Consider the following 24,032-nt stretch of genomic DNA (forward strand, 5'->3'; position numbering starts at 1 on the left):
GGAGCAATGGCGTCACGAACTACCCCCGCGCGCTCGTCGAAGACCACCAGCCGGTCCAAGGCCCCCGCACGGTCCCCCAAGAACGGCAAGAAGACCCCGGCACGCACCACGCCCGCGGGGCCCTCTGCCGGCACCACGGCGCTGCGCGCCGTGGTGGGGGCGTGGTCCGGGGCCGGTCACGTGGTGGGCGCCGCCGTGCGTCGCGTGGGCACGCTGCGCACGGACATCGCCCCCGAGCAGCGCCGCGACGGCGGAGCGCTCGTGTGGCTCGTGCTCGCTGTGCTGATCGCTGCGGTGGAGTGGTGGAACCTGCGCGGCGTGGACTTCGCCCCGATCGCGGTTCCGGCCTCGTGGGTGCACTCCGTGGTCGGCGGCACGTTCGGCTTCATGGCCCTGGTGCTCCCCATCTTCTGCTTCTGCTTCGCCATCCGGGTGTTCCGCCACCCGGAGCCCACGCAGGCCAACAACCGCGTGGCGATCGGCCTGCTGGCCCTCACCGTCGCAGGTTCCGGCACCGCCCACCTCGCGGGGGGCTCCCCGGACCTCGGCGACGGCTTCGAGGCCGTGTGGCGCGCCGGCGGCTTCGTGGGCTTCCTCGCCGCAGATCCGCTGTCCTCGCTCATCACCCCGTGGGGAGCGCTCGCCGTCTTCGTCCTGCTGGCAGTCCTGGCACTGCTGGTGATGACCGCCACACCCGTGGGGGAGATCGGCCCGCGCCTGCGCGAGCTCTACCGCCGTCTGACCGGTCAGACCGAACCCCGCACCACGGACCTCTCGGCGCCCGAGCACGACCGCTCGTACCTGGATCCCGCGCCCGCACGCGGTTCCAAGCGCGCGTCCCGGGCGGAGAAGCGCCGGCAGCGTCAGGACCTCGACCGCTACGACGGGGACGAGGCCTTCGAACGCGCCGTGGTGGACGAGGCCAACCGCCGGGAGGCGCGCGGTGCCGCGGCCACGAGCGTGTTCGACGTGGGATCCCACACCGCAGAGCCGACCGCCCGCCGCGCCGGTTCCTCCGGCACCCGCGCGGGCACGGCGGCGTCGGGCTCCAGCGCCGCGGACTCCCAGGCCACCGAGGTCGTGCCGAGCCCTGAGCCCGGGCCGCGCCCCGGCGAGAAGCGCCCCACGCGTTCCCAGCGGGAGGCCCAGAAGCTGCGCGAGGAGCAGGGGATCACGCCCGCCGCGGACACCGCGGCGGCCTCGGACGCCCCCGCGCTCGACGTCACGGCCGAGGCCGACGCCGCGCGTACCCACACGCCCAGCACGCCCATCCCCGCCCGGTCCGAGCAGCTCAAGCTCGCGGGCGACATCGCCTACAGCCTCCCGCCCGTCGCGGACCTCGTGCAGGGCCCGCCCGCCAAGGAGCGCTCCGAGGCCAACGACCAGGTGGTCAGCGCGCTCACCAGCGTGCTGCAGCAGTTCAAGGTGGACGCCGAGGTCACCGGCTTCTCCCGCGGGCCCACGGTCACGCGCTACGAGATCGAGCTGGGCTCGGGCACCAAGGTGGAGCGTGTCACGGCGCTGTCCAAGAACATCGCCTACGCGGTGGCCTCCGCGGACGTGCGCATCCTCTCGCCGATCCCCGGCAAGTCCGCGATCGGCATCGAGATCCCCAACACGGACCGCGAGACCGTGGCACTGGGGGACGTGCTGCGCTCCCAGAAGGCCCGCGCGTCCGAGCACCCCATGGTCATGGGCGTGGGCAAGGACGTCGAGGGCGGATTCGTGCTCGCGAACCTCGCCAAGATGCCGCACATGCTCGTGGCAGGTGCCACGGGTGCGGGCAAGTCCTCGTTCGTGAACTCGATGATCGTGTCCATCCTCATGCGATCCACCCCGGACGAGGTCCGCCTGGTGATGGTGGACCCCAAGCGCGTGGAGCTCACCGCGTACGAGGGCGTGCCCCACCTGATCACGCCCATCATCACCAACCCCAAGAAGGCCGCCGAGGCCCTGCAGTGGGTGGTGCGGGAGATGGACGCGCGCTACGACGACCTCTCGCACTTCGGGTACAAGCACATCGACGACTTCAACAAGGCCGTGCGCAACGGCAAGGTGCAGCCGGAGCCCGGGTCCAAGCGGACCATCCGGCCCTACCCGTACCTGCTGGTGATCGTGGACGAGCTCGCGGACCTCATGATGGTGGCTCCGCGGGACGTGGAGGACGCGATCGTGCGCATCACCCAGCTCGCGCGTGCGGCCGGCATCCACCTGGTGCTGGCCACCCAGCGGCCCTCCGTGGACGTGGTCACCGGTCTGATCAAGGCCAACGTGCCCTCCCGCATGGCGTTCGCCACGTCCTCCGTGACGGATTCGCGCGTGGTCCTGGACCAGGCCGGCGCGGAGAAGCTGATCGGCCAGGGTGACGCCCTCTTCCTGCCGATGGGCGCCTCCAAGCCCATGCGCGTGCAGGGAGCCTGGGTCTCGGAGTCCGAGATCCACAAGGTCGTGGAGCACGTCAAGGCGCAGATGACCGTGGACTACCGGGACGACGTCGTCCAGGAGGCCCCGCAGAAGACCATCGACGAGGACATCGGGGACGACCTCGACGTCCTGCTGCAGGCCGCCGAGCTGGTCATCACCACCCAGTTCGGCTCCACGTCCATGCTGCAGCGCAAGCTGCGCGTGGGCTTCGCCAAGGCCGGGCGGCTCATGGACCTGCTCGAGTCCCGGGGAGTGGTGAGCCCGTCCGAGGGCTCCAAGGCCCGGGACGTGCTGGTCAAGCCCGACGACCTCGCCGCGACCCTCGCGCTGATCCGCGGGGAGGACCCGCCCGCGCCCGATCCGCAGCCCGTGGGCGGGTCCGTGGACTACGGCGAGGACCCCGTGGAGGCGTCGCTCGCCGACGTGGCCCACGACTACCACGACGGATCCACCACCGAGGACGCATGGGAGCTGACAGGACGATGACCGCACACCAGGCCGCCGCACCGCACGGGGAGCCGGCACCCAACAGCTCCAACTGGAACCTGCCCAACGCGCTGACCGCGCTGCGCATCGTGATGGTGCCGTTCTTCATCTGGTTCCTGTGGGCCGGAGGGCCCCACGGCCAGGACTCCACTGGCATGCGCTGGGCGGCGGTGATCACGTTCGGGCTGGCCATGTACACGGACAAGCTGGACGGGGACCTCGCCCGGGCCCGCAACCTCATCACGAGCTTCGGCAAGATCGCGGACCCGATCGCGGACAAGCTGCTCACGGGCTCCGCCTTCGTGGTGCTGTCGCTGCTGGGCGAGCTGTGGTGGTGGGTGACCATCCTGATCCTCGTGCGCGAGTGGGGCATCACGGTCATACGCTTCGTGGTCATCCGCTACGGCGTGATGGCGGCCTCCAAGGGCGGCAAGACCAAGACGGTGCTGCAGACCGCGGCCCTGATCGCGCTACTGCTGCCGCTCTCGCCGGTTCTGGGCGAGTGGTGGCTGTGGTTCGCGTGGTTCCTCACCGCGCTCGCCCTCGCCGCCACCCTGGTCACCGGCGTCGACTACGTGGTCAAGGCCGTGCAGCTGCGCAACCGGGCGGTGCGCGGGGAGACCGCGTGACGGCGTCGGGCCGGGGGCACGACGCCGCCGCGGCCGGTTCCGGGGCACCGCACCCCGCGTGCGGTGCGGCCGAGCTGGTGCACCGCGCCACGGCGCGCGGCGTGAGCGTGGGGACCGCGGAGTCCCTCACGGGCGGGGCGGTGGCCTCGGAGATCGTCACGGTGGCCGGGGCGTCGTCGTGCTTCGAGGGCGCGGTGGTGAGCTACTCGCACGACGTCAAGGAACGGGTGCTGGGAGTGCCCCACGAGCTGCTGGAGGATCGCGGCGCCGTGGACCCGGACGTGGCGGTCGCCATGGCCCGGGGCGCCCGCGCGTGCCTGGGCGTGGACTGGGCGGTGTCCACCACGGGGGTGGCCGGTCCGGAGCCGCACGACGGCCACGCCGTGGGGACGGTGTTCGTGGGGATCAGCGGGCCCGGTGTAAACCGGGCCGAGCGCCTGGACCTGCCGGGGGACCGGGCCGCGATCCGCGCCGCCACGGTCCGTCACGCGATCGACACACTGGCGACTCAAATCTCATTCCCAGGCAACGCCTAGTGCATTTCGTCCGACGGCAGGGAACAATTGAACATGCAAGCACGTTATGAGTGACAGAGCTTGAGCCGTCAGGGCGCAAGACCTCGAACCCGTCGCATCCGATGGATGTGCAGAGCCCGTTCGTTCACACGAGGAGTAGGCAATTCACATGACGAAGCAACCCGTGTCTGTCAATGGTGTCGTCCGTTGGAAGGACGTGGGTGTGGCAGATGACGTCAGCACGGACTCCCACGAGGCCAAGGTGGGCGTCCTGCGCCAGGAGATCGGGGAGGTGCTGCGCAGCGTCCGGCAGCGTCAGGGCCGCACCCTCCGCGAGGTCTCGCACCTCGCCCGTGTCTCCCTGGGGTACCTGAGCGAGGTGGAGCGCGGCCAGAAGGAGGCCTCCTCCGAGCTGCTCGCCTCGATCTGCACGGCACTGGACATTCCCATGTCCCAGATGCTGCGCGAGGTGGCGGACCGGCTGGCCTACGCCGAGGGCAACTACATCCCCGACACCGTTCCGTCCGAGCTGACCGACGAGTTCACCCGCGAGGTGCGTCAGCTGCGCGGAGGCACGGCGGCCGGCGCCCACTGATCCACTCCCACCGACCTGTCGGGCGCACCACCGCGTGAGCCCGGAGCAGCAGCGGACCCACCCAGGGGGTGGGTCCGCTGCCGTGTCCGCCGTGCGGCGACGTCCGATTCACTGGGCCCACCGGATTCGACCGGTCAGCACCCGTGCCTCTGCACCACCATCCGAGGAGTTCACGCCATGCGAGTCAGCACGTTCTGGGAGCTGATGTCCCACGAGTTCGGGGCCGGCTACTGCCGGGTCCTCGCGGACGACCTGGTGCTGAGTGAGGTGGGGGAGCGCACCGCCACGGAGGCCCTTGCGGCCGGGGTGGACCCCAAGTCCGTGTGGTTCGCGGTGTGCCGCGCGCAGGACGTCCCCGAGTCCCGGTGGTGGGGCCCGGACCAGCCGCCCAGGAGCTGACGTGCACCGAGCATGATTCGAAGGTATATTCGAAGGGCGTCACGCGGGCTCCACAGGCGGCCCGGTTCCTTATGGGTGTCGGACACCCTCGTTAGCGTGGACCGCGAAGACATCGACAGGGCCTGGACCAGGCCCCTGAGACCCGAGGTGAATCATGGCAGCCAAGTCCAAGGGTGCATCCGCTCCCACGCCGTCTCAGACGGCCGGCTCCGATCGGCAGAAGGCGCTCGACACCGTCCTCTCGCAGATCGACAAGAACTACGGCAAGGGCTCGGTCATGCGCCTGGGCGACCGCCCGGCCACCAAGATCGAGACCATCCCCACGGGCTCCATCGCGCTGGACGTCGCCCTGGGCATCGGCGGCTTCCCCCGCGGCCGCGTGGTCGAGATCTACGGCCCGGAGTCCTCCGGCAAGACCACCGTGGCACTGCACGCCGTGGCCAGTGTCCAGAAAGCGGGCGGCATTGCGGCCTTCATCGACGCGGAGCACGCGCTGGACCCGGCCTACGCGGAGAAGCTCGGTGTGGACACCGACAACCTCCTCGTGTCCCAGCCGGACACCGGTGAGCAGGCCCTGGAGATCATGGACATGCTCGTGGGCTCCGGGTCCATCGACATCATCGTCATCGACTCCGTGGCCGCGCTGGTGCCCAAGGCCGAGATCGAGGGCGAGATGGGCGACAGCCATGTGGGTCTGCAGGCCCGCCTGATGTCCCAGGCGCTGCGGAAGATCACAGGCCGGCTGTCCCACACGAACACCACGGCCATCTTCATCAACCAGCTGCGCGAGAAGATCGGCGTGTTCTTCGGCTCCCCGGAGACCACCACGGGTGGCAAGGCGCTGAAGTTCTACGCCTCCGTGCGCGTGGACGTCCGGCGTATCGAGACGCTCAAGGACGGCGCCAACCCCGTGGGCAACCGCACCCGCGCCAAGATCGTGAAGAACAAGATGGCTCCGCCCTTCAAGCAGGCCGAGTTCGACATCCTCTACGGCCAGGGCATCTCCATCGAGGGCGGCCTGATCGACATGGGGGTCGAACACGGGATCGTCAAGAAGTCCGGCGCCTGGTTCACCTACGAGGGTGACCAGCTGGGCCAGGGCAAGGAGAACTCCCGCCGCTTCCTCAAGGACAATCCCGAGCTGGCGCAGGAGATCGAACGGAAGATCCTGGTGAAGCTGGGCATCTCGGAGGACCCGGACGAGGCCTCGCAGGACCCGGAGGGGCTGGACACGGAAACCGGGGAGCTGGATCCGGATGCACCCTTCGCCCCGCAGCAGAGCGACACCGAGCTGCCCGCCTTCTGAGTGAGGTGATCCGGTGGTGAACCAGTCCTCGCAGCACGGCTCCCGGGCTCGCCGGACCACGGTCTCGCGCCGTGGTCCGGCGAGCCCGGGGGATGCGGCGTCGCGGTTCGCGGTCGCAGAAGCAGATGCTCAGGTGGTGGACACGGCGGAGACCGCAAGCGCGGAGCAGCTCGAGACGGCTCGCGGCATTGTGCTGCGGCAGCTCACGGCCTCGGCCAAGTCACGCCGCCAGCTCGAGGACAAGCTCGCGGAACGGGATGTCCCGGAGCATGTTGCCCAGGAGGTGCTCGACCGCTTCGAGCAGGTCGGTCTGGTGGACGACCGTGAGTACGCCGCCATGTTCGTCCGCTCCCGTGCCGAGACCCGCAAACTCTCGCGGGCGGCTCTGCGGCGTGAGCTCTCCCAGCGCGGCATCACGGGGGAACTGGCGGAGCAGGCCCTTGAGCAGCGTCACGAGGAGGACGAAGTGCGTGACGCGCACGAGCTCGTCCGCAGGAAGCTTCCAGCGTCGGCGGACCTCACGGACCGCAAGGAACGGGACAAGCTCACCCGCCGACTGGTGAGCATGCTGGGCCGCAAGGGGTACCCGTCCGGCATGGCGTTCGCCGTGGTCAAGGAGGAGCTCGCAGGGCTCGGATCCCTGTCCGATCCGGTCTCGGAGGACGGCGCGGGCGCCGAGGTCTGGGACACCCCGTGAGGGGTCGTTCCGTTCTCCGGGTGCTGCCCGGTGAACGGGCAGGCACGGCCCCGGAAGATTTGACCCCGTCCCTAAGATGATGGGGTGACTCAGATGCCCCACACCGCCGTAGACCCCTCCGCACCGGTCCCGTCGGACGCTCCGCCCGCCTACGAGGTGCGGACCCTCGGCTGCCAGATGAACGCCCACGACTCCGAGCGCATCACAGGCCTGCTCGAGAATGCGGGGTACATCCCGGCCGTGGGGCGCGAGCCTGACCTGGTGGTGTTCAACACCTGCGCGGTGCGCGAGAACGCGGACAACAAGCTCTACGGACAGCTGGGCCAGCTCGCTCCGGTCAAGCGCCGCAACGACCGGATGCAGATCGCCGTGGGCGGGTGCCTCGCGCAGAAGGACCGGGCCACCATCGTGGAGAAGGCTCCGTGGGTGGACGTGGTCTTCGGCACCCACAACATCGGCTCGCTGCCGGTGCTGCTGGAACGCGCCCGGCACAACGAGCAGGCTCAGGTGGAGATCCTGGAGGCGCTCGAGACCTTCCCCTCCGCGCTGCCCACCAAACGCGAGCGGGCGTACGCGGGATGGGTGTCCATCTCGGTGGGGTGCAACAACACGTGCACGTTCTGCATCGTCCCGCAGCTGCGGGGTAAGGAGAAGGACCGGCGTCCGGGGGACATTCTCGCGGAGGTCCAGGCCCTCGTGGACTCCGGAGCGGTGGAAGTCACGCTGCTCGGGCAGAACGTGAACTCCTACGGTGTGGAGTTCGGTGACCGCGGCGCCTTCGCCAAGCTGCTGCGCGCGTGCGGTGACATCCAGGGACTGGAGCGGGTCCGGTTCACGAGCCCCCACCCCGCGGCCTTCACGGACGACGTGATCGACGCCATGGCCGAAACCCCGAACGTGATGCCGCAGCTGCACATGCCGCTGCAGTCGGGCTCGGACCGGATCCTGAAGGACATGCGCCGCTCGTACCGGTCCAAGAAGTTCCTGGGGATCCTGGAACGGGTGCGGGAGCGCATCCCGCAGGCGGCCATCACCACGGACATCATCGTGGGCTTCCCCGGGGAGACGGAGCAGGACTTCCAGGACACGCTGGACGTGGTGGAGGCCTCGGAGTTCTCCTCCGCGTTCACGTTCCAGTACTCGATCCGCCCGGGAACCCCGGCGGGAGAGATGGCGGAGCAGGTGCCCGCAGCCGTCGTGCAGGAGCGGTTCGAGCGTCTGACGGCGCTGCAGGACGCCATCAGCGCCCGGCTCAACCGCCAGCTCGTGGGCACGCGTGCGGAGCTGCTCGTGAGCGCGCAGTCCGGGCGCAAGTCCGGTGCCACGCACCGGCTCTCGGGACGCAGCCGTGACCAGCGCCTGGTGCACTTCAGCGTGCCGGAGGGCTCACCCGTGCCGCGCCCCGGGGACTTCGTCACCGTGCCGGTCACGGGCGCCGCGGCCTACCACCTGCTCGCGGACCCAGCGGATGCCTCCGAGTACCACGTGCGGCCGTCGCGCGGCGGGGACGCGTGGGAGGCGGCCCAGGCGGAGAGCTGCGGCGCGCCGTCGTCCGGTGGGGCCACCGGATCTGCCGGGACCGTGGGGCTGGGGATGCCGGCACTGCGGAAGCCCTGACCGGGATGGCAGACCGCGGCGCACCCACGCCCCTCGTGGCCGTGGTGGGCCCCACGGGCACGGGCAAGTCCGACCTCGGCATCGCCCTGTCCCACGAGTTGGGCGGCGAGGTGATCAACGCGGACGCCCTGCAGCTCTACCGGGGCATGGACATCGGCACGGCCAAGCTGCCGCCCGAGGAGCGGGACGGTGTGCCCCACCACCTGCTCGACGTCCTGGACATCCACGAGGAAGCCTCCGTGGCCGCGTTCCAGCGGGATGCCCGGCGGTGCGCGGAACAGATCCGGGAACGGGGTCGCGTGCCCGTCCTCGTGGGCGGCTCGGGGCTGTACGTGCGGGCCGCGCTGGACGCCATCGAGTTCCCCGGAACGGACCCCGTGACCAGGGCACGGCGGGAGGAGCAGCTGCGGCGTGAGGGCCGCTCGGTGCTGCTGCGGGAACTGGCCAGGGTGGACCCGGAGTCCGCGGCGCGCGTCAAGGACGACCGGCGTCTGGTGCGGGCCCTGGAGGTCCACGACCTCACGGGGCGGCCCTTCACGTCCTTCATGCCGCAGCGCCGGTACGTGCGCCCCACGGTCCAGATCGGGCTGGCCATGGGCCGGGACGAGCTCAACGACCGGCTGGCGCGCCGTGTGGACCTCATGCTGGAGCGGGGCTGGCTGGACGAGGTCAGGGCTCTCGCCGCACGCGGTCTACGGGAGAGTCCCACGGCCGGCAGGGCGCTCGGGTACCCGCAGCTGCTCGCCGTGCTGGACGGCACCATGACCCTGGCGCAGGCCCGCGAGGACACCGTGGCGGCCACCCGCAGGTTCACCAAACGGCAGCGCACGTGGTTCCGCGCCGACCCGCGCGTGCACTGGATCGAGTGCTCCGCAGGGCGCAGCGTCACGGACCTCGCGGCTCGAGCCCTGCAGGTCGTCCGTGCTCAGTAGGATGACGCGCATGAGTGCAACCAACGAGGGGACGGGACGAGCAGTGGGCAGCGGTGAACTGGCGGGCGTGCGGGTGAGCAAGGCGCACGGCACGGGCAACGACTTCGTGGTCTGCACGGACCGCGACGGGACGCTGGACGTCTCTGCAGAGACCGTGGCGAGCGTGTGCGACCGGCACACGGGGCTCGGCGGGGACGGACTGATCCGTGCCGTGCGCTCCCGGCACCTGGAGGAGGGGCGTCGGCTGCTGGAGCGGCATCCGGATGCCGAGTGGTTCATGGACTACCGCAACGCGGACGGCTCACTCGCCCAGATGTGCGGCAACGGCGTGCGGGTCTTCGTGGACCACCTGGTCCGCGAGGGACTGCTGACCCTGCCCCCCGGCGCGCGGGTGCGGATCGGGACCCGCGCTGGTGTGCGGACCGTGGCGCGCACTTCCGCCGGGTACGCCGTGGACATGGGGCCCTGGAGCTTCAGCCACGGCGAGGAGGCCCGCGAGCGGGGTTCGGACTGCGTGGTCACCGCCCACGGTCTCACCGTCCCGCGACCGGGCGTGTCCATCGACATGGGCAACCCGCACACGGTGGTCGTGCTCTCCGAGGGGGAGAAGCTCGACGCTCTGGACCTGCACGCCGCGCCCGTCGTGGACCCGGTGCCCTCGAACGGCACCAACGTGGAGTTCGTGGTCCCGCTCGACCACGACGACACCGAGGTGGGCCGGCTCGAGATGCGCGTGCACGAGCGCGGCGTGGGGGAGACGCTCTCCTGCGGCACCGGAGCGTGCGCGGCTGCGGCCGCAGCCCGTTTCTGGGGCGGGTCCGAGTCCCCGGACCGGTGGTTCGTGCAGGTTCCCGGCGGGGTTCTCTCGGTCACGTTCGTGGCCGCCCCGGACGGCACCGAGCACGTGGTGCTCGCGGGACCGGTCCGTGTGGTCGCCACCGCGGAGCTCGTGTAGCGGGTCCGGGACGTCACGCGCCGGTCGCGGGGAGGCGGGCGGGCGGCGTCGTACGGTGTGGGCGTCGTGCGAGGCGGGGCCGCGGGGGCCCTCAGTCCCGGTGGACGGCGATGATGCGGAAGCCCTTGTCCGTGGCCGCACGCTCCACGCGGAAGTCCGCGGTCAGGGTCTGCGCGAGCCAGCGCTGCAGCGAATCCCCGCCCAGGTTCTTCTGGACCACCAGCCACGCCGTGCCGCCGGGGTTGAGGCGGGGCAGCCACGTGGTCAGGATCTCGTGCAGGGCGTCCTTGCCCACCCGGATCGGGGGGTTGGACCAGATGGTGTCGAACGTGCGACCTTCCGGAACGTCCTGCGGCAGAGCGGTCTCCACGCCGGTCAGGCCCAGGGACCGGGCGTTCTCGGCGGTGAGCTGGAGGCTGCGCTGGTTGACGTCCACGGCCGTGACGCGCGCCTCGGGCGCCGCCTGGGCCAGTGCGATCGTGATCGGACCCCACCCGCAGCCGATGTCCAGCAGGTCTGTGCCCTGCGGATCCGGCACGGTGCGCAGCAGCGCCGCTGTCCCCTTGTCCAGGTCCCCGGGGGAAAACACGCCGGCGGCGGTCACCACGTCCACGTGCCGACCTCGCAGCTCCACGCCGATACGGCGCCTCTTCTCCGGCAGCGACGGATTGGAGACGAAGTAGTGGGGGACGGGGTGTTCGGCGGCCATGGCTCCACATGGTAGTGCCCACGGAGTCGTGTCGCCGCCCGGCGCTAGACTGGGCCAACCCGTCACCAGCACAGATCAAGGAACCATGACTGACTCTCTTCCGCCCCGGAACCACGCCTCGGAACCCTCCGAGCGTTCCGGCGAACTGTCCGCCTCGGAACTCGAGGACGTGGTCTCGCGCGTCCTGGCGCGCGCCCGGTCCCGCAACGAGCCCACCGTCACTCAGGACGACGACGCCGCCGCGCCCCGCGCGGGCCACGAGCGTCTCGGACGGGCCCGGGAGCTCGTGGACGAGGAGGACACCTACGTCCCCTCCGACGGGGACCAGCAGGACCTCGCCGAGCGCCACGCGCTGCGGCGCGTGGCCGGACTGTCCACCGAGCTCGAGGACGTCACCGAGGTCGAGTACCGGCAGCTGCGCCTGGAGCGAGTGGTGCTCGCCGGTCTGTACTCCAGCGGCACACTCGCGGACGCGGAGAACTCCCTGCGGGAACTCGCCGCGCTCGCCGAGACCGCGGGCTCCGAGGTCATGGACGGCATGCTGCAGCGGCGCGTGAACCCGGATCCGGGCACGTACCTGGGCTCCGGCAAGGCCCTTGAGCTCAAGGACGTGGTGGCCGCCACCGGTGCGGACACGGTCATCGTGGACGCCGAGCTCGCCCCCTCCCAGCGGCGCGCGCTCGAGGACGTGGTCAAGGTCAAGGTCATCGACCGCACCGGTCTGATCCTGGACATCTTCGCGCAGCACGCGAAGTCCAAGGAGGGCAAGGCCCAGGTGGAGCTCGCCCAGCTGGAGTACATGCTCCCGCGACTGCGCGGCTGGGGCGAGTCCCTGTCCCGCCAGGCCGGCGGCCGGGCGGCGTCGGGCGAGGGCATCGGCAGCCGTGGACCCGGTGAGACCAAGATCGAGCTGGACCGCCGTCGCATCCGTCAGCGGATGGCCAAGCTGCGCCGGGAGATCGCGGCCATGAAGCCCGCCCGGGAGACCAAGCGGCTGAACCGCAAGCGCAACTCGGTGCCCTCCGTGGCGATCGCGGGCTATACCAACGCCGGGAAGTCCTCCCTGCTGAACCGGCTCACGGACGCCGGTGTGCTCGTGGAGAACGCCCTGTTCGCCACCCTGGACCCCACGGTGCGCAAGGCGCAGACCCCGGACGGCATCGGCTACACCCTGGCGGACACCGTGGGCTTCGTGCGGTCCCTTCCCACGCAGCTCGTCGAGGCGTTCCGCTCCACGCTCGAGGAGGTCGCGGACGCGGACGTCATCGTGCACGTGGTCGACGCCTCCCACCCGGATCCGGAGGGTCAGCTCAAGGCCGTGCGGGACGTTCTCACGGACGTGGGGGCCAACGACATCCCCGAGATCGTGGCCCTGAACAAGGCGGACATCGCGGATCCCGTGGTGCTCGCCCGGCTGCGCAACCACGAGAGTCCCTCCGTGGCGGTCTCGGCGCGCACGGGAGAGGGCATCGAGGAGCTGCAGCGGCTGATCTCCGGTGCCATCCCACGGCCCGACCACGAGCTGGACCTCCTGGTCCCGTACACCCACGGGGAAGTGGTGTCACGGCTCCACGCCCAGGACGCGGAGATCCTCAGCACCGAGCACACCCCCGAGGGCACACGCCTGCACGTGCGGGTGCGCGAAGACCTGGTGGACGACCTCGAGCGCTACCTCAGTGCCCCCCACACCCCTGCCGGGGACGAGGCCCAGGGGCGGGAGCAGGCGCAGGACTCGCAGGGCGCATGAGCGCACCGTTCATCGACGAGACCGGCAAGGACGTCTCGGAGGTCCGCCCGGAGTCCCTCCCCGGTGGCGCGGACGCCCTCGAGCTGCTCGACGCCGCCGTCACCGCCCTCGGGGGGCAGCGGCGGGACGGTCAGCGCTTCATGGCGGCCAAGGTGGCCGAGGCCCTGCAGACACGCCGCCACCTGCTGGTGCAGGCGGGCACGGGCACGGGCAAGTCGCTCGCCTATCTGGTTCCCGCGCTGGTCCACGCCAGGACCTCGGACAAGCCGGTGGTGGTGGCCACGGCCACCCTGGCTCTGCAGTCGCAGATCACCGGCCGCGACGTGCCGCGCCTGCTCGACGCGCTGGAGGACGAGCTCGACGACCGCCCGGACGTGGCCCTGCTCAAGGGGCGCTCCAACTACGCGTGCCTGCACAAGGTGGAGGGCGGGTACCCCGAGGACGATGACGCCGCTCTGTTCAGCGCTCCGGTCGGAGGCTCCGGCGGCGTGGGAACGGACCGCCCTCTCGGAGGGCTGGCGCAGCAGGTTCTCCGCCTGCGCGAGTGGGTCGAGACCACCGAGAGCGGGGACCGGGACGACATCCAGCCGGGGGTCTCGGACGCCGCGTGGCGCCAGGTTTCCGTGACGGCCAAGGAGTGCCTGGGCCGCAAGTGCCCGCTCGTGGAGCAGTGCTTCGCGGAACGTGCCCGCGCTCAGGCGGGTGAGGCGGACATCGTCATCACCAACCACGCTCTCCTCGCGATCAACGCCTTCGAGGGTCTCGCGGTGCTCCCGGAGCACGACGTCGTCATCGTGGACGAGGCGCACGAGCTGCGCGACCGGGTCACCGGCGCGGTCACGGCATCGTTGTCAGCGGCGGCAGTGCGCGCGGCGAGCACCGCCGTCCGCAAGCACACGGCGGCCTCCAGCGATGCGCTGGAACGAGCCGCGCAGGCCTTCGACAAGGCGTTCGACGACGAGGACTCAGGTCTGCTGCCCCGGGGATTCACCGAGGAGCAGGTCTACGCGGTGCGGGGGATCCAGGACGCCGCCCGCACGGGACTCAGCGACACCAAGGGCGAGTCCAAGGGAGAGGACGCCGGACGGCACGCCGCGCGCTCGCGGCTCTCGGAGCTTCTGGACACCTCCGAGCGCATGCTCGGGGCGGACACCGCGCACGACGTCCTGTGGGTTTCGCGCGTGGGCCGGTGGAGCCCCACGGAGGGGTACGTGGGCACCTCGGCGGGAGAGCCTGCCACGCTCAACATTGCGCCCCTGAGCGTGGCGGGGCCCCTGCGCGAGGGCCTCTTCGACGGCCGCACGGTGGTGCTCACCTCCGCGACACTGGCCGTGGGGTCGTGCTTCTCGTCGGTCGCAGGGTCCCTCGGCCTGCAGGGCCCGGGGGCGCCGCTCTGGCGGGGCGTGGACGTGGGAAGCCCCTTCGACTACCGCCGCCAGGGGATCCTCTACGTGGCCAAGCACCTTCCCAAGCCCGGGAGGGGCGTCTCGGAGGAGCAGCTGGGCGAGCTGCTCGAGCTGCTGGAGGCGTCCGGAGGCGGAGCGCTCGGGCTGTTCTCCTCACGGCGCGCGGCGGAGGACGCCGCAGAGGCGTTGCGGGAGCGGACCGAGCTGCCCATCCTGTGCCAGGGGGACGCCTCGTTGCCCTCACTCGTCAAGGAGTTCACGGACGATCCCGCGGCCAGTCTGTTCGGCACCATGAGCCTGTGGCAGGGGGTGGACGTCCCGGGACAGTCCTGCCGGCTGGTGGTGATCGACAGGATCCCGTTCCCCCGCCCCGACGATCCGCTGGGCACCGCCCGCACCCGTGCCGCCGAGCGCGCCGGGGGCAACGGCTTCATGACGGTGTCCGCCTCGCACGCGGCTGTTCGGCTTGCCCAGGGCGCGGGACGGCTGATCCGTGCGAGCGGGGACAAGGGTGTGGTGGCGGTTCTGGACTCCCGCCTTGCGACGGCCCGCTACGGGTCCTTCCTTGCCCGGTCGCTGCCCCCGCTGTGGCCCACCACGGACAAGTCCACCGTGCTGGGGGCGCTGCAGCGGCTGGGCCGGCAGTGAGGTGAGGGCCCCGCGCCGCGGTTACAGGGAGCGCAGAACGGAGACGACCTTGCCCATTACGGTGGCGTGGTCGCCCAGGATGGGTTCGTAGCGGGTGTTCTGCGGCAGGAGCCAGGTGTGGCCGTCGCGCTGCCGGAAGGTCTTCACCGTGGCCTCATCGTCCAGCAGGGCGGCCACGACGTCCCCGTTCTCCGCGGAGTTCTGCTGGCGCACGACCACCCAGTCGCCGTCGCAGATGGCGGCGTCGATCATCGAGTCCCCGGCGACCTTGAGCATGAACAGCTGGCCGTGGCCCACGAACTGCCGCGGCAGCGAGTAGACCTCCTCGACGGACTGCTCGGCGGTGATGGGGCCGCCCGCGGCAATGCGGCCCACCAGGGGGACGGGCACCATGGCGTCGTCCTCGTCCGCGGCGGGTACCGAGCCCAGGGTGGGCGTGAGGGGCGAGACCGTGGCACCGCCGGAGGCTCCACCCTCCTGGGGATCCTCCGTGCCCAGGTGGTGGTCCAGCTCCTGCTGGCTGAGCGGTCGCAGCACCTCCATGGCCCGGGGGCGTCGGGGGTCACGGCGGAGGTACCCCCACTTCTCCAGCTGACCGAGCTGGTGCGTGACGCTCGACAGGGACGCGAGCCCCACGATGTCCCCGATCTCCCGCATGGACGGAGGGTACCCCCGCGTGGCGATCGAGCGCTGCACGGCGCCCAGGATCCTCGCCTGACGGTCCGAGAGTGTTCGAACGGGTCGGCCAGGTGTCTGCTGAGCGGGGGAAGTGGTGCTCACGAGCGGGGTCCTTTCGCCGTGCCGCACAGGGCGTGCCCGGGGGCCGGGCCGCGGACCGCTTATGCGTGTCGGAGACGTGGGGTCGACTGTCACATGTGTGGGGCCAGCTTAACCCGGGTGACCTGCGCATTCAAATATGTGTTCGAAACGGACCTCGACACCGTTCGTACATCCGTGCTAGAACTGTCACCAGACATTCGAAGATGTGTTCTACCCGCTACCGCGGTTCGAACACCGCCGCCCGGTGGGCGGCATCGACCGGAACACCAGGAGGTTGCCATGACCGCTCTCATCATGCCGAGGCCCGTTCGCCGGGCCACCGGGGTACGCGGCCGGTCCAGCATCCGAGCCGGTGTCGCCCGTCAGCTGGACGCCGCCGGCGGGGCAGGGCACGATCTCGGACCGGGGATCATGCGCTTGACCCGCCGCGGCAGACTGCTGCTGATCGGACTGCCCGTGGTCACCGGAGCCGCAGCGCTGCTCGTGGTGGCCGCGGTGTTCCTGCTGCCGCCCACCGTCAACGCCTCCACGGACCCCGTGGGTGAGCCCGTGACCCAGAGCGTCACGGTGCAGGCCCGGCAGAGTCTGTGGGAGATCGCGGTGGCCGCCGACCCCGACCGCGACCCGCGGGAGGTCATGGACGACATCGCGGAGCTCAACGGCCTCAGCTCGTCCCAGCTCTCGGCCGGCCAGGTCCTCGAAGTTCCGGCCCGGTAGGCCCTGCTGACTCTGCGGCCCCTGCGGGCCCGATAGGATGAACCGGTGAATTCCGCCGCAGATCCTCTGGCCTCCCTCCCGATGCGTGACGACCTGCAGGGGATGTCCCCGTACGGGGCTCCGCAGCTGCAGGTGGAGGTCGCGCTGAACACCAACGAGAACACCCACCCCGTTCCCGACGCCGTCGTGGACGCGATCACGGATCGTGTGCACCTCGTGGCCGGGGCGCTGAACAGGTACCCGGACCGGGACTTCACCGCCCTGCGGAAGGCCCTGGCCTCCTACCTGGGGCACGGCCTCGACGAGCGGAACATCTGGGCGGGCAACGGCTCCAACGAGGTGCTGCAGCAGATCCTCCAGGCCTTCGGGGGACCGGGGCGTTCTCTCCTCAGCTTCGTTCCCACGTACTCCATGTATCCGTTGCTCGCACTGGGAACGGGCACACGGTTCATCGCGGGGGAGCGGGACGCCGACTTCTCCCTCACGGCGGACGCCGCGGCCCGGCAGGTGGCCGAGCACGCGCCCAGCGTGGTGTTCCTGTGCTCGCCCAACAATCCCACGGGGACCGCTCTCGAGCTCGACGTGGTCGATGCCGTGTACCGCGCCGGAGAGACGCACCGCACGGTCGTGGTGGTGGACGAGGCCTACGCCGAGTTCGCCCGCGAGGGAACACCGTCCGCGCTGACCCTGCTCGAGGACCGCCCCCGGCTCATCGTGTCCCGGACCATGAGCAAGGCCTTCGCCCTGGCTGGAGCCCGCCTCGGCTACTTCGCGGCGGCGCCGGAGATCGCGGATGCCATGCGGCTCGTCCGGTTGCCCTACCACCTGTCCTCCGTCACCCAGGCCACCGCGCTGGCGGCACTCGAGCACCACGGTGCGCTGCTGGCCACCGTGGAGGACATCAAGACCCAGCGTGATCGGATCGTGCGGGAACTCACCCGTCTGGGGCTCGCGCCATCGGCGTCGGACTCGAACTTCGTGTTCTTCGACTGCGGCGGAGACGCGCACGCGATGTGGCAGGCCCTCCTGGACGACGGGGTGCTCGTGCGGGACGTGGGGATTCCCGGGCACCTGCGGGTCACCGCCGGCACGGAGCCCGAGACGTCCGCGTTCCTGGACGCTGTGGCGGGGTACCTGTCCGCGCGCTGAGTCACGACGGACCCACGTTCACCGGAGGCCGGAGGCCGGGGGCTGGCTGCGGGCGGCGCGTCGGCCAGGGCGCGGAGCAACTGCGGTCCCGCCTAGACTGGAACGACCCGCGCGCACCACGCGTCCCGCCATTGCCGGACCGGCCGCGCGCGGGCGGATCGAACCACGAGGAGTCAGTGCCAGACATGAGTGCGACCGAGAAGCAGCGCACCGCCACGGTGGAACGCGTCACGAGCGAGTCCACGGTGCGGGTGAGCCTGGACCTGGACGGCACGGGCACCTCCCGCATCGACACGAGCGTGCCGTTCTACGACCACATGCTCACCGCCCTGTCGAGGCACTCGCTCATCGACCTGGACGTCACGGCGCACGGGGACACCCACATCGACGTCCACCACACGGTCGAGGACACGGCCATCGTGCTGGGCGAGGCATTGCGGGAGGCGCTCGGGGACAAGCGCGGGATCCGCAGGTTCGGGCAGGCCACTGTTCCCCTGGACGAGGCCCTCGCCTCGGCGGTGGTGGACGTCTCCGGCCGCCCCTACGTGGTGCACACCGGAGAGCCCGAGGGACAGCAGTACCACCTGATCGGTGGCCACTTCACGGGGTCCATGACCCGTCACGTGCTGGAGTCCCTGGCCCACCACGCGCAGCTGTGCCTGCACATGGACGTGGTGCGCGGGAGGGACCCCCACCACATCGTGGAGGCACAGTTCAAGGCGCTGGCCCGTGCACTGCGCGAGGCCGTGGAGCTGGATCCGCGGATGGCCGGCACCATCCCGTCCACCAAGGGCGCCCTGTGAGCGCCGAGGTGACGGACGCGCAGGACGCGCCGAGCGTCGTCGTGCTGGACTACGGCGCGGGGAACGTGCGCTCGGCGGTCCGCGCGCTGGAGGCCGCGGGCGCGCGCGTGCGACTCAGCGCGGACCCGCGCGACGTCCTGGACGCGGACGGGCTCGTGGTGCCGGGCGTGGGCGCGTTCGAAGCGGTGATGGAGGGGCTGCGGTTGGTGGACGCCCCCCGGCTCATCGACCGGCGCGTGAGTGGCGGCCGCCCCGTGCTGGGGATCTGCGTGGGTCTGCAGGTGATGTTCGACCGCGGCGTGGAGCACGGCCGCGAGACCGCGGGCCTCGCGCAGTGGCCCGGAACCGTGGAGCGACTGGCCGCGCCCGTGGTGCCCCACATGGGCTGGAACACGGTGCGCCCGCCCGAGGACTCGGTGCTCTTCCGGGGCCTCGAGAACGAGCGCTTCTACTTCGTGCACTCCTACGGTGTGCAGGGCTGGGCGTTCGACCAGAGCATCGAGGTCATGGCTCCTCCCGCCGTGACCTGGTCCGAGCACGGCACGCCGTTCGTGGCCGCGGTGGAGAACGGACCGCTGAGTGCCACGCAGTTCCATCCCGAGAAGTCCTCGCACGCGGGGATCGCCCTGCTGCGCAACTGGCTGGCCACGCTGCCTCGCACGGGCCGGCTGGACGACCGTCTTTCCGACCCCGCAACGGAGCATGCCTCATGACCGCCTCGGTCCTCGTCCTCGTCGCCGGCGCCTTCTTCGTCGGTGGCGCCATCTCGTTCGCCCAGCAGCGCAAACCCGTGTGGTCGATCGTGCTGCTCGCCCTGGTCGCCGCCGCGCTGATCGGCTACGGCGCGTACTCGTGGTTCACGAGTCTGTGAGCACGCCCGTGCCAGGATCCGCGCACCGCACGTGACGCGGTGCGCGGCGCCGCCCCGGGCCTGACCCCGTTGCCGCCTCGGGTGCCGCATCCGAGACCCGGGCCGGCGGAAGCACCGGGGCAGGCTCCCGAACCGGCCACCCCGCGCCCCACGGCGCGGACACCATTCGACGGCGCGCCGTCCGGCGCCCACGTGAGGAGACCCATGACAGAGAACACCGACCGTCGGCTCGAGCTGCTGCCCGCCGTGGACGTGCAGGGCGGGCAGGCCGTGCGCCTGGTCCAGGGCGAGGCCGGTTCCGAGACCGGCTACGGAGATCCACTGGAGGCCGCGCGCGCCTGGCAGGAGGCCGGCGCCGAGTGGCTGCACCTCGTGGACCTGGACGCCGCATTCGGCCGAGGTGACAACATCGAGGTGCTGCGCCGTGTGGCGGAGAACCTCGACCTGAAGATCGAGATGTCCGGGGGCATCCGGGACGACGAGTCGCTCGAGCGCGTCCTGTCCCTGCGTCCCGCGCGCATCAACCTGGGCACGGCCGCGCTCGAGAACCCCCAGTGGACGCACCGCGTGATCGCGGAGCACGGTGACGTCATCGCCGTGGGACTGGACGTGCGGGGCACCACGCTCGCGGCACGTGGCTGGACCCGGGACGGCGGTGACCTCTGGGAGGTGCTGGACCGGCTCGAGGCGGACGGCTGCGCGCGCTACGTGGTCACGGACGTCACCAAGGACGGCACCCTGCGGGGCCCCAACACCGAGCTGCTCGCGGAGGTCGCGCGCCGCACCGACAAGCCCGTGGTGGCCTCGGGCGGCATCTCTTCCCTGGAGGACATCGCCGCGCTGCGCGAGCTGGTCCCCGCCGGCGTGGAGGGAGCGATTGTGGGCAAGGCGCTCTACGCGGGCAAGTTCACGCTCGCGCAGGCCCTCGACGTCGCGGGGCGCCCCGTTGCCTGACGACGCCGCCCGCCCCCTTCCCCCTCACATCGCCGCGCAGCTGCGCTCGGCCGGCGGCCCCACCGACACCGGTGGCCAGGCCTGGGAAGGGCGCAACCTGGGCGACGGCACGAGTCACACCCACCAGTTCCCGGACGACCCCGGGACCGCCGACCCCAGCGCCGCCCGCGCGCTCGCCGCGTGGCGGGACGGCCGGGCCGGGGAGCAGGACGTGGTGGCCGCACTGGCCGGAATCCGCGTGTTCGTGCCGATCGTCGCCCAGATCTCGCGCTCGCACATCACGCAGGACGGGCTGGTCTCGGACAAGGAGGCCGACATGGCGCTCGTGAGCCTGCAGGCCTCCGACGGGCGCAAGGCCCTGCCGGTGTTCACCTCCACCCAGGCGCTGAGCGCGTGGAACGGGGACGCCCGACCGGTGGCGGCGGACATCCGCCGTGCCGCGCTGTCCGCGGTGCAGGACGGCTCGTCGCTGCTCGTGGTGGATCCGGCGTCGGACCCGGCCTTCGTGGTGCGGCGCCCGGCGCTGTGGGCCGTGGCCCAGGGGAGGGAGTGGACGCCGTCGTACCGGGACTTCGCCGTGGACGACGCCGTGACCCGCGCGGCGGTGGGAATCCCCGGGATCGTCTCCGCGATCGCGGAACCGGGCCGGGGCGTTCACGCCGTGCGCGCCGACGCCGCGGTGCTGCGTGGCGGGGGAGAAGGACCGGAGCTCACGGTGTCGCTGCAGCTGAGTGCCGGCCTTCCCGAGTCCGAGGTCCGTGCAGCCGTGCAGGCGTTCCAGGAGGCCCTGGCGGCGGAGGACATCGTGGCCGAGAATGTGGACTCGGTCCAGGTGCGGCTGACGTCCTGACAGCTGCGGCCCCCGACGTGGTCGGGGGCCGCAGCGTGTGGGGATCCTGCTCAGCCGTAGACGGGTCCAGTGAACTTCTCCCCGGGGCCCGCGCCGGGGGCGTCCGGGAACGGGGACGCCTCGCGGAACGCGAGCTGCAGGGACTTGAGCCCGTCGCGCAGCGGGCCGGCGTGCTGGGAACCGATCTCCGGTGCGGCGGCGGTGACGAACCCGGCCAGGGCCGTGATGAGCTTGCGGGCCTCGTCCAGGTCCTTGAGCTCGTCGGCGTTCTCCTCCGCGGCCAGACCGCACTTCACGGCCGCCGCACTCATGAGGTGGACCGCCGCCGTGGTGATGACCTCCACGGCCGGGACCTCGGCGATGTCCCGCATCTGGTGGCTGACCTCGTCGAGGGCCTCCTGGGGCAGCTCGGCGGAGCCGGCGGCGGGGGGCTGCGCCGTGGTGCCCGCAGACGGGTTGGCGGTGAATTCGAAGCGCTCGGGGCGCAGTTGTTCGGACATGATCTCCACTGTAGAACAGCGGGACCGGCGCGCCGACGTCAGGACAGCCTGGTGCAGGCATGCCCGGGTGCTGCGGGCCGGGGCGGTCCCGGCCAGGCGAGGGGAGCATCACACCACAGCGGACGGAGCCCGAGGGAACTGGCGCGCCAGCGTGGCGGTGCGCTACCATGGTTGGCAGTGTGCAAGCGGAGGCAACTCCCACCCGCCGCCGACCCCGGGATCTCCCGGGACCCACCAGGCGTCCGGGTTCCAGACCTGAACGGTCCCACCGTCATCGGACGGTGTCTCCGATTCGCGGTCTCCGTGTGGTGTCCAACCTCCGTTTGCGCGTGCCGCAACGGAGGTTTTGTCGTTGTGGCGGCAGTCCCGCCCACGGGGTCACCCACGAAACTCAGGAGATTGGCATTAGCGATCCACGTATCAATGACAGAATCCGTGTCCCGGAAGTCCGTCTGGTCGGACCTGGCGGCGAACAGGTCGGCATCGTGCGCGTCCAGGACGCGCTGCGGCTGGCCCGTGAATCGGATCTCGATCTGGTCGAGGTCGCCCCGAACGCCAAGCCTCCCGTCGCCAAGCTCATGGACTTCGGCAAGTACAAGTACGAAGCCGCGGTCAAGGCCCGCGAGTCACGCAAGAACCAGGCCAACACGGTTCTCAAGGAAGTGCGTTTCCGTCTGAAGATCGACACGCACGACTACGAGACCAAGGTTGGCCACGCCAAGCGCTTCCTCTCCGCGGGGGACAAGGTCAAGGCCATGATCCAGTTCCGCGGTCGTGAGCAGCAGCGCCCCGAGATGGGAGTGCGCCTGCTCGAACGGCTCGCGAACGATGTCGCCGAGGTCGGCGCGGTGGAGACCAACCCCCGCGTGGACGGTCGCAACATGGTCATGGTCATCGGCCCCCTCAAGAACAAGGCCGAAGCCCGTGCCGAGGCCCGCAAGCAGCAGCAGCGGGAGAACTCCAAGGCCGAGAACCAGCGCAAGCAGCGCGTGGACACCTCCTCGCCCGAGACGGTGACCCAGTCCATCGGGGACGCGTTCCCCGAGGAGCTGCGCAACGCGGCGTCGGCACCGGCCGAGGACCAGACGGTGGAGAGCGCCCCGCTGGCTCCGGAGGACGAGGTCAAGGCCACGGTGGCTCCGGCCACCGAGACCACGGAGACCACGGTCGACCCGACCGCTCCCGCGGTGGAGCCCGCCGAGCCGAAGGCCGCGCCCGCCAAGTCCGCAGCCAAGCCGGCGAGCAAGCCCGCAGCGGCCAAGCCTGCTGCGGCCAAGCCCGCCGCCTCCCCGGCCAAGCCGGGTGCGCCGAAGCCCGGTGCGCCCAAGCCGGGAGCGGGCAAGCCGGGTCCTGCCAAGAAGTAGCGGCACCAGGAATTGACAGCGTCGGGCGTGCGATCGCCCGGCACCAGCGTGGTCGCGGCCGCCGAGCCGCGACCCACCGGTGTGCCCCACACCGGTCGATGTAAGAAGGAGACGGCCACCATGCCGAAGATGAAGACCCACAGCGGAGCCAAGAAGCGCTTCAAGCTCACCGGCTCGGGCAAGGTCAAGCGCCAGCAGGCCAACCGCCGCCACTACCTGGAGCACAAGTCCTCCCGCCTGACCCGCCGCCTCGCGAGCGACCAGATCGTCTCCACCCCGGGTGAGGCCAAGGCCATCAAGCGGATGCTGGGCAAGTAAGCCCCTTCGCCGTCCAGTCAGAAGTTCGCCGCGAGAGCGGCGGGTAGTCATGTTCCGGTGAGCACCGGGACCAGATCGTTAGGAGTACACACGTGGCACGTGTGAAGCGGGCAGTCAACGCCCACAAGAAGCGTCGGGAAGTCCTCGAGAAGGCATCGGGCTACCGCGGTCAGCGTTCGCGCCTGTACCGCAAGGCCAAGGAGCAGATGCTCCACTCGTACACCTACTCGTACAACGACCGCCGCAAGAAGAAGGGCGACTTCCGTCGGCTGTGGATCCAGCGCATCAACGCTGCGTCCCGCGCCAACGGCCTGACCTACAACCGCTTCATCCAGGGCCTGAAGGCCGCTGAGGTCGAGGTGGACCGCCGCATGCTGGCCGAGCTGGCCGTCAGCGACGAGACCGCGTTCGCGGCCCTGGTCCAGGTGGCCAAGGAGGCCCTGCCGGAGGACACCTCCGCGCCCCGCACCGCCGCCTGAGTGCTGCTGTGACGTTCGTCGAGCGCCTGGAAGACCGGTTGCTGTCCAACCCCCGTGCTGATCGGGTGAGGGACGTGGCCGCGTTGACCAGGCGCTCGATGCGTTCCAAGCGCGGCCTGTTCCGCGCAGAGGGCCCCCAGAACGTGCGGGAGGCGGTGCGTCTGGCGCTCGACGCCGCCCGC

The 24,032-nt window shown here is 71.0% G+C and carries 25 protein-coding genes and 1 pseudogene; 23 read left to right on the top strand and 3 right to left on the bottom strand.

The annotated features are described in order from the left end of the window. Nucleotides 1-6: 6 nt before the first annotated feature. The 10 genes from QL985_RS05550 (at nt 7) to dapF (ending at nt 10,555) form a co-directional block, all read left to right on the top strand. Complete coding sequence (locus QL985_RS05550) at nt 7-2,910, top strand: DNA translocase FtsK (protein ID WP_101888432.1); 2,904 nt, start codon at nt 7-9, stop codon at nt 2,908-2,910. After that, entirely contained in the window at nt 2,907-3,539 is a 633-nt protein-coding gene (locus QL985_RS05555) for a CDP-alcohol phosphatidyltransferase family protein (protein WP_101888431.1), read from the top strand. The genes QL985_RS05550 and QL985_RS05555 overlap by 4 nt, the downstream gene beginning before the upstream one ends. Further along, entirely contained in the window at nt 3,536-4,075 is a 540-nt protein-coding gene (locus QL985_RS05560; protein WP_019310902.1) for a CinA family protein, read from the top strand. The genes QL985_RS05555 and QL985_RS05560 overlap by 4 nt, the downstream gene beginning before the upstream one ends. 148 nt (nt 4,076-4,223) lie before the next feature. Further along, nucleotides 4,224-4,649: a helix-turn-helix transcriptional regulator gene (locus QL985_RS05565; RefSeq protein WP_035885382.1), complete on the top strand. Its 426-nt coding sequence runs from the start codon at nt 4,224-4,226 to the stop codon at nt 4,647-4,649. Between the two features lie 177 nt (nt 4,650-4,826). After that, complete coding sequence (locus tag QL985_RS05570; protein WP_019310904.1) at nt 4,827-5,048, top strand: DUF3046 domain-containing protein; 222 nt, start codon at nt 4,827-4,829, stop codon at nt 5,046-5,048. Between the two features lie 154 nt (nt 5,049-5,202). Beyond that, nucleotides 5,203-6,354, top strand: a complete 1,152-nt coding sequence (gene recA / locus QL985_RS05575; protein ID WP_019310905.1) for a recombinase RecA — start codon at nt 5,203-5,205, stop codon at nt 6,352-6,354. A gap of 13 nt (nt 6,355-6,367) precedes the next feature. Beyond that, nucleotides 6,368-7,051 (top strand): regulatory protein RecX, encoded by a 684-nt coding sequence (locus tag QL985_RS05580; protein WP_237708752.1) that lies wholly within the window; start codon nt 6,368-6,370, stop codon nt 7,049-7,051. 93 nt (nt 7,052-7,144) lie between these two features. Further along, nucleotides 7,145-8,668: a tRNA (N6-isopentenyl adenosine(37)-C2)-methylthiotransferase MiaB gene (miaB, locus tag QL985_RS05585; RefSeq protein WP_101888430.1), complete on the top strand. Its 1,524-nt coding sequence runs from the start codon at nt 7,145-7,147 to the stop codon at nt 8,666-8,668. 5 nt (nt 8,669-8,673) lie between these two features. Continuing rightward, a complete protein-coding gene (gene miaA, locus QL985_RS05590; RefSeq protein ID WP_249493842.1) occupies nt 8,674-9,600 on the top strand; it encodes a tRNA (adenosine(37)-N6)-dimethylallyltransferase MiaA in 927 nt (308 codons plus the stop codon). 10 nt (nt 9,601-9,610) lie between these two features. Then, entirely contained in the window at nt 9,611-10,555 is a 945-nt protein-coding gene (gene dapF / locus QL985_RS05595; protein ID WP_101888485.1) for a diaminopimelate epimerase, read from the top strand. Between the two features lie 91 nt (nt 10,556-10,646). Here the strand turns inward: dapF and QL985_RS05600 are convergent, their stop codons facing one another. After that, nucleotides 10,647-11,264 carry a methyltransferase gene (locus QL985_RS05600; protein WP_191550832.1) on the bottom strand — a complete coding sequence of 206 codons (618 nt, stop codon included), beginning with the start codon at nt 11,262-11,264 and terminating at the stop codon, nt 10,647-10,649. 85 nt (nt 11,265-11,349) lie between these two features. On the opposite strand from QL985_RS05600, the gene hflX reads away from it, so the two are divergent. Then, nucleotides 11,350-13,011 carry a GTPase HflX gene (gene hflX / locus QL985_RS05605; RefSeq protein WP_191550831.1) on the top strand — a complete coding sequence of 554 codons (1,662 nt, stop codon included), beginning with the start codon at nt 11,350-11,352 and terminating at the stop codon, nt 13,009-13,011. Next, complete coding sequence (locus QL985_RS05610) at nt 13,008-15,065, top strand: ATP-dependent DNA helicase (protein ID WP_259906152.1); 2,058 nt, start codon at nt 13,008-13,010, stop codon at nt 15,063-15,065. Before hflX ends, QL985_RS05610 begins: the two co-directional genes overlap by 4 nt. 21 nt (nt 15,066-15,086) lie before the next feature. Here QL985_RS05610 and lexA read toward each other — a convergent pair whose 3' ends face one another. Then, entirely contained in the window at nt 15,087-15,845 is a 759-nt protein-coding gene (lexA, locus tag QL985_RS05615; RefSeq protein ID WP_039101309.1) for a transcriptional repressor LexA, read from the bottom strand. Between the two features lie 279 nt (nt 15,846-16,124). Between lexA and QL985_RS05620 the strand changes: the two genes are divergently transcribed. The 7 genes from QL985_RS05620 (at nt 16,125) to QL985_RS05645 (ending at nt 21,189) form a co-directional block, all read left to right on the top strand. Beyond that, on the top strand, nt 16,125-16,562 hold the full coding sequence (locus QL985_RS05620; protein WP_039101308.1) for a LysM peptidoglycan-binding domain-containing protein: 438 nt from the start codon (nt 16,125-16,127) through the stop codon (nt 16,560-16,562). 45 nt (nt 16,563-16,607) lie between these two features. After that, the gene (locus QL985_RS05625) at nt 16,608-17,711 is read left to right on the top strand and encodes a histidinol-phosphate transaminase (RefSeq protein WP_039101307.1); all 1,104 of its coding nucleotides are present in this window, start codon (nt 16,608-16,610) and stop codon (nt 17,709-17,711) included. A gap of 185 nt (nt 17,712-17,896) precedes the next feature. Beyond that, nucleotides 17,897-18,514, top strand: coding sequence for an imidazoleglycerol-phosphate dehydratase HisB (gene hisB / locus QL985_RS12115; RefSeq protein ID WP_019310916.1), 618 nt, complete (start codon nt 17,897-17,899; stop codon nt 18,512-18,514). A 65-nt stretch (nt 18,515-18,579) separates the two neighbouring features. Further along, nucleotides 18,580-19,227, top strand: coding sequence for an imidazole glycerol phosphate synthase subunit HisH (gene hisH / locus QL985_RS12120; RefSeq protein ID WP_310567639.1), 648 nt, complete (start codon nt 18,580-18,582; stop codon nt 19,225-19,227). Next, complete coding sequence (locus QL985_RS05635; RefSeq protein WP_164481643.1) at nt 19,224-19,385, top strand: hypothetical protein; 162 nt, start codon at nt 19,224-19,226, stop codon at nt 19,383-19,385. Before hisH ends, QL985_RS05635 begins: the two co-directional genes overlap by 4 nt. A gap of 204 nt (nt 19,386-19,589) precedes the next feature. After that, nucleotides 19,590-20,339 carry a bifunctional 1-(5-phosphoribosyl)-5-((5-phosphoribosylamino)methylideneamino)imidazole-4-carboxamide isomerase/phosphoribosylanthranilate isomerase PriA gene (priA, locus tag QL985_RS05640; protein WP_039101305.1) on the top strand — a complete coding sequence of 250 codons (750 nt, stop codon included), beginning with the start codon at nt 19,590-19,592 and terminating at the stop codon, nt 20,337-20,339. After that, complete coding sequence (locus QL985_RS05645) at nt 20,332-21,189, top strand: SseB family protein (RefSeq protein ID WP_039101304.1); 858 nt, start codon at nt 20,332-20,334, stop codon at nt 21,187-21,189. Before priA ends, QL985_RS05645 begins: the two co-directional genes overlap by 8 nt. Nucleotides 21,190-21,239: 50 nt before the next feature. Here QL985_RS05645 and QL985_RS05650 read toward each other — a convergent pair whose 3' ends face one another. After that, nucleotides 21,240-21,689: a DUF1844 domain-containing protein gene (locus QL985_RS05650; RefSeq protein ID WP_039101303.1), complete on the bottom strand. Its 450-nt coding sequence runs from the start codon at nt 21,687-21,689 to the stop codon at nt 21,240-21,242. 329 nt (nt 21,690-22,018) lie between these two features. On the opposite strand from QL985_RS05650, the gene infC reads away from it, so the two are divergent. The 4 genes and pseudogenes from infC to QL985_RS05670 form a co-directional block, all read left to right on the top strand. Then, nucleotides 22,019-23,053, top strand: a complete 1,035-nt coding sequence (gene infC / locus QL985_RS05655; protein WP_224764911.1) for a translation initiation factor IF-3 — start codon at nt 22,019-22,021, stop codon at nt 23,051-23,053. 120 nt (nt 23,054-23,173) lie between these two features. Next, on the top strand, nt 23,174-23,371 hold the full coding sequence (gene rpmI / locus QL985_RS05660; RefSeq protein ID WP_016998296.1) for a 50S ribosomal protein L35: 198 nt from the start codon (nt 23,174-23,176) through the stop codon (nt 23,369-23,371). Between the two features lie 92 nt (nt 23,372-23,463). Further along, nucleotides 23,464-23,850 carry a 50S ribosomal protein L20 gene (gene rplT, locus QL985_RS05665; RefSeq protein WP_039101302.1) on the top strand — a complete coding sequence of 129 codons (387 nt, stop codon included), beginning with the start codon at nt 23,464-23,466 and terminating at the stop codon, nt 23,848-23,850. An 8-nt stretch (nt 23,851-23,858) separates the two neighbouring features. Next, a pseudogene (locus tag QL985_RS05670) lies at nt 23,859-24,032 on the top strand (RNA methyltransferase); the annotation flags it as partial.

It is taken from the genome of Kocuria sp. APC 4018 (assembly GCF_030407675.1).
GTDB lineage: Bacteria > Actinomycetota > Actinomycetes > Actinomycetales > Micrococcaceae > Kocuria > Kocuria rhizophila.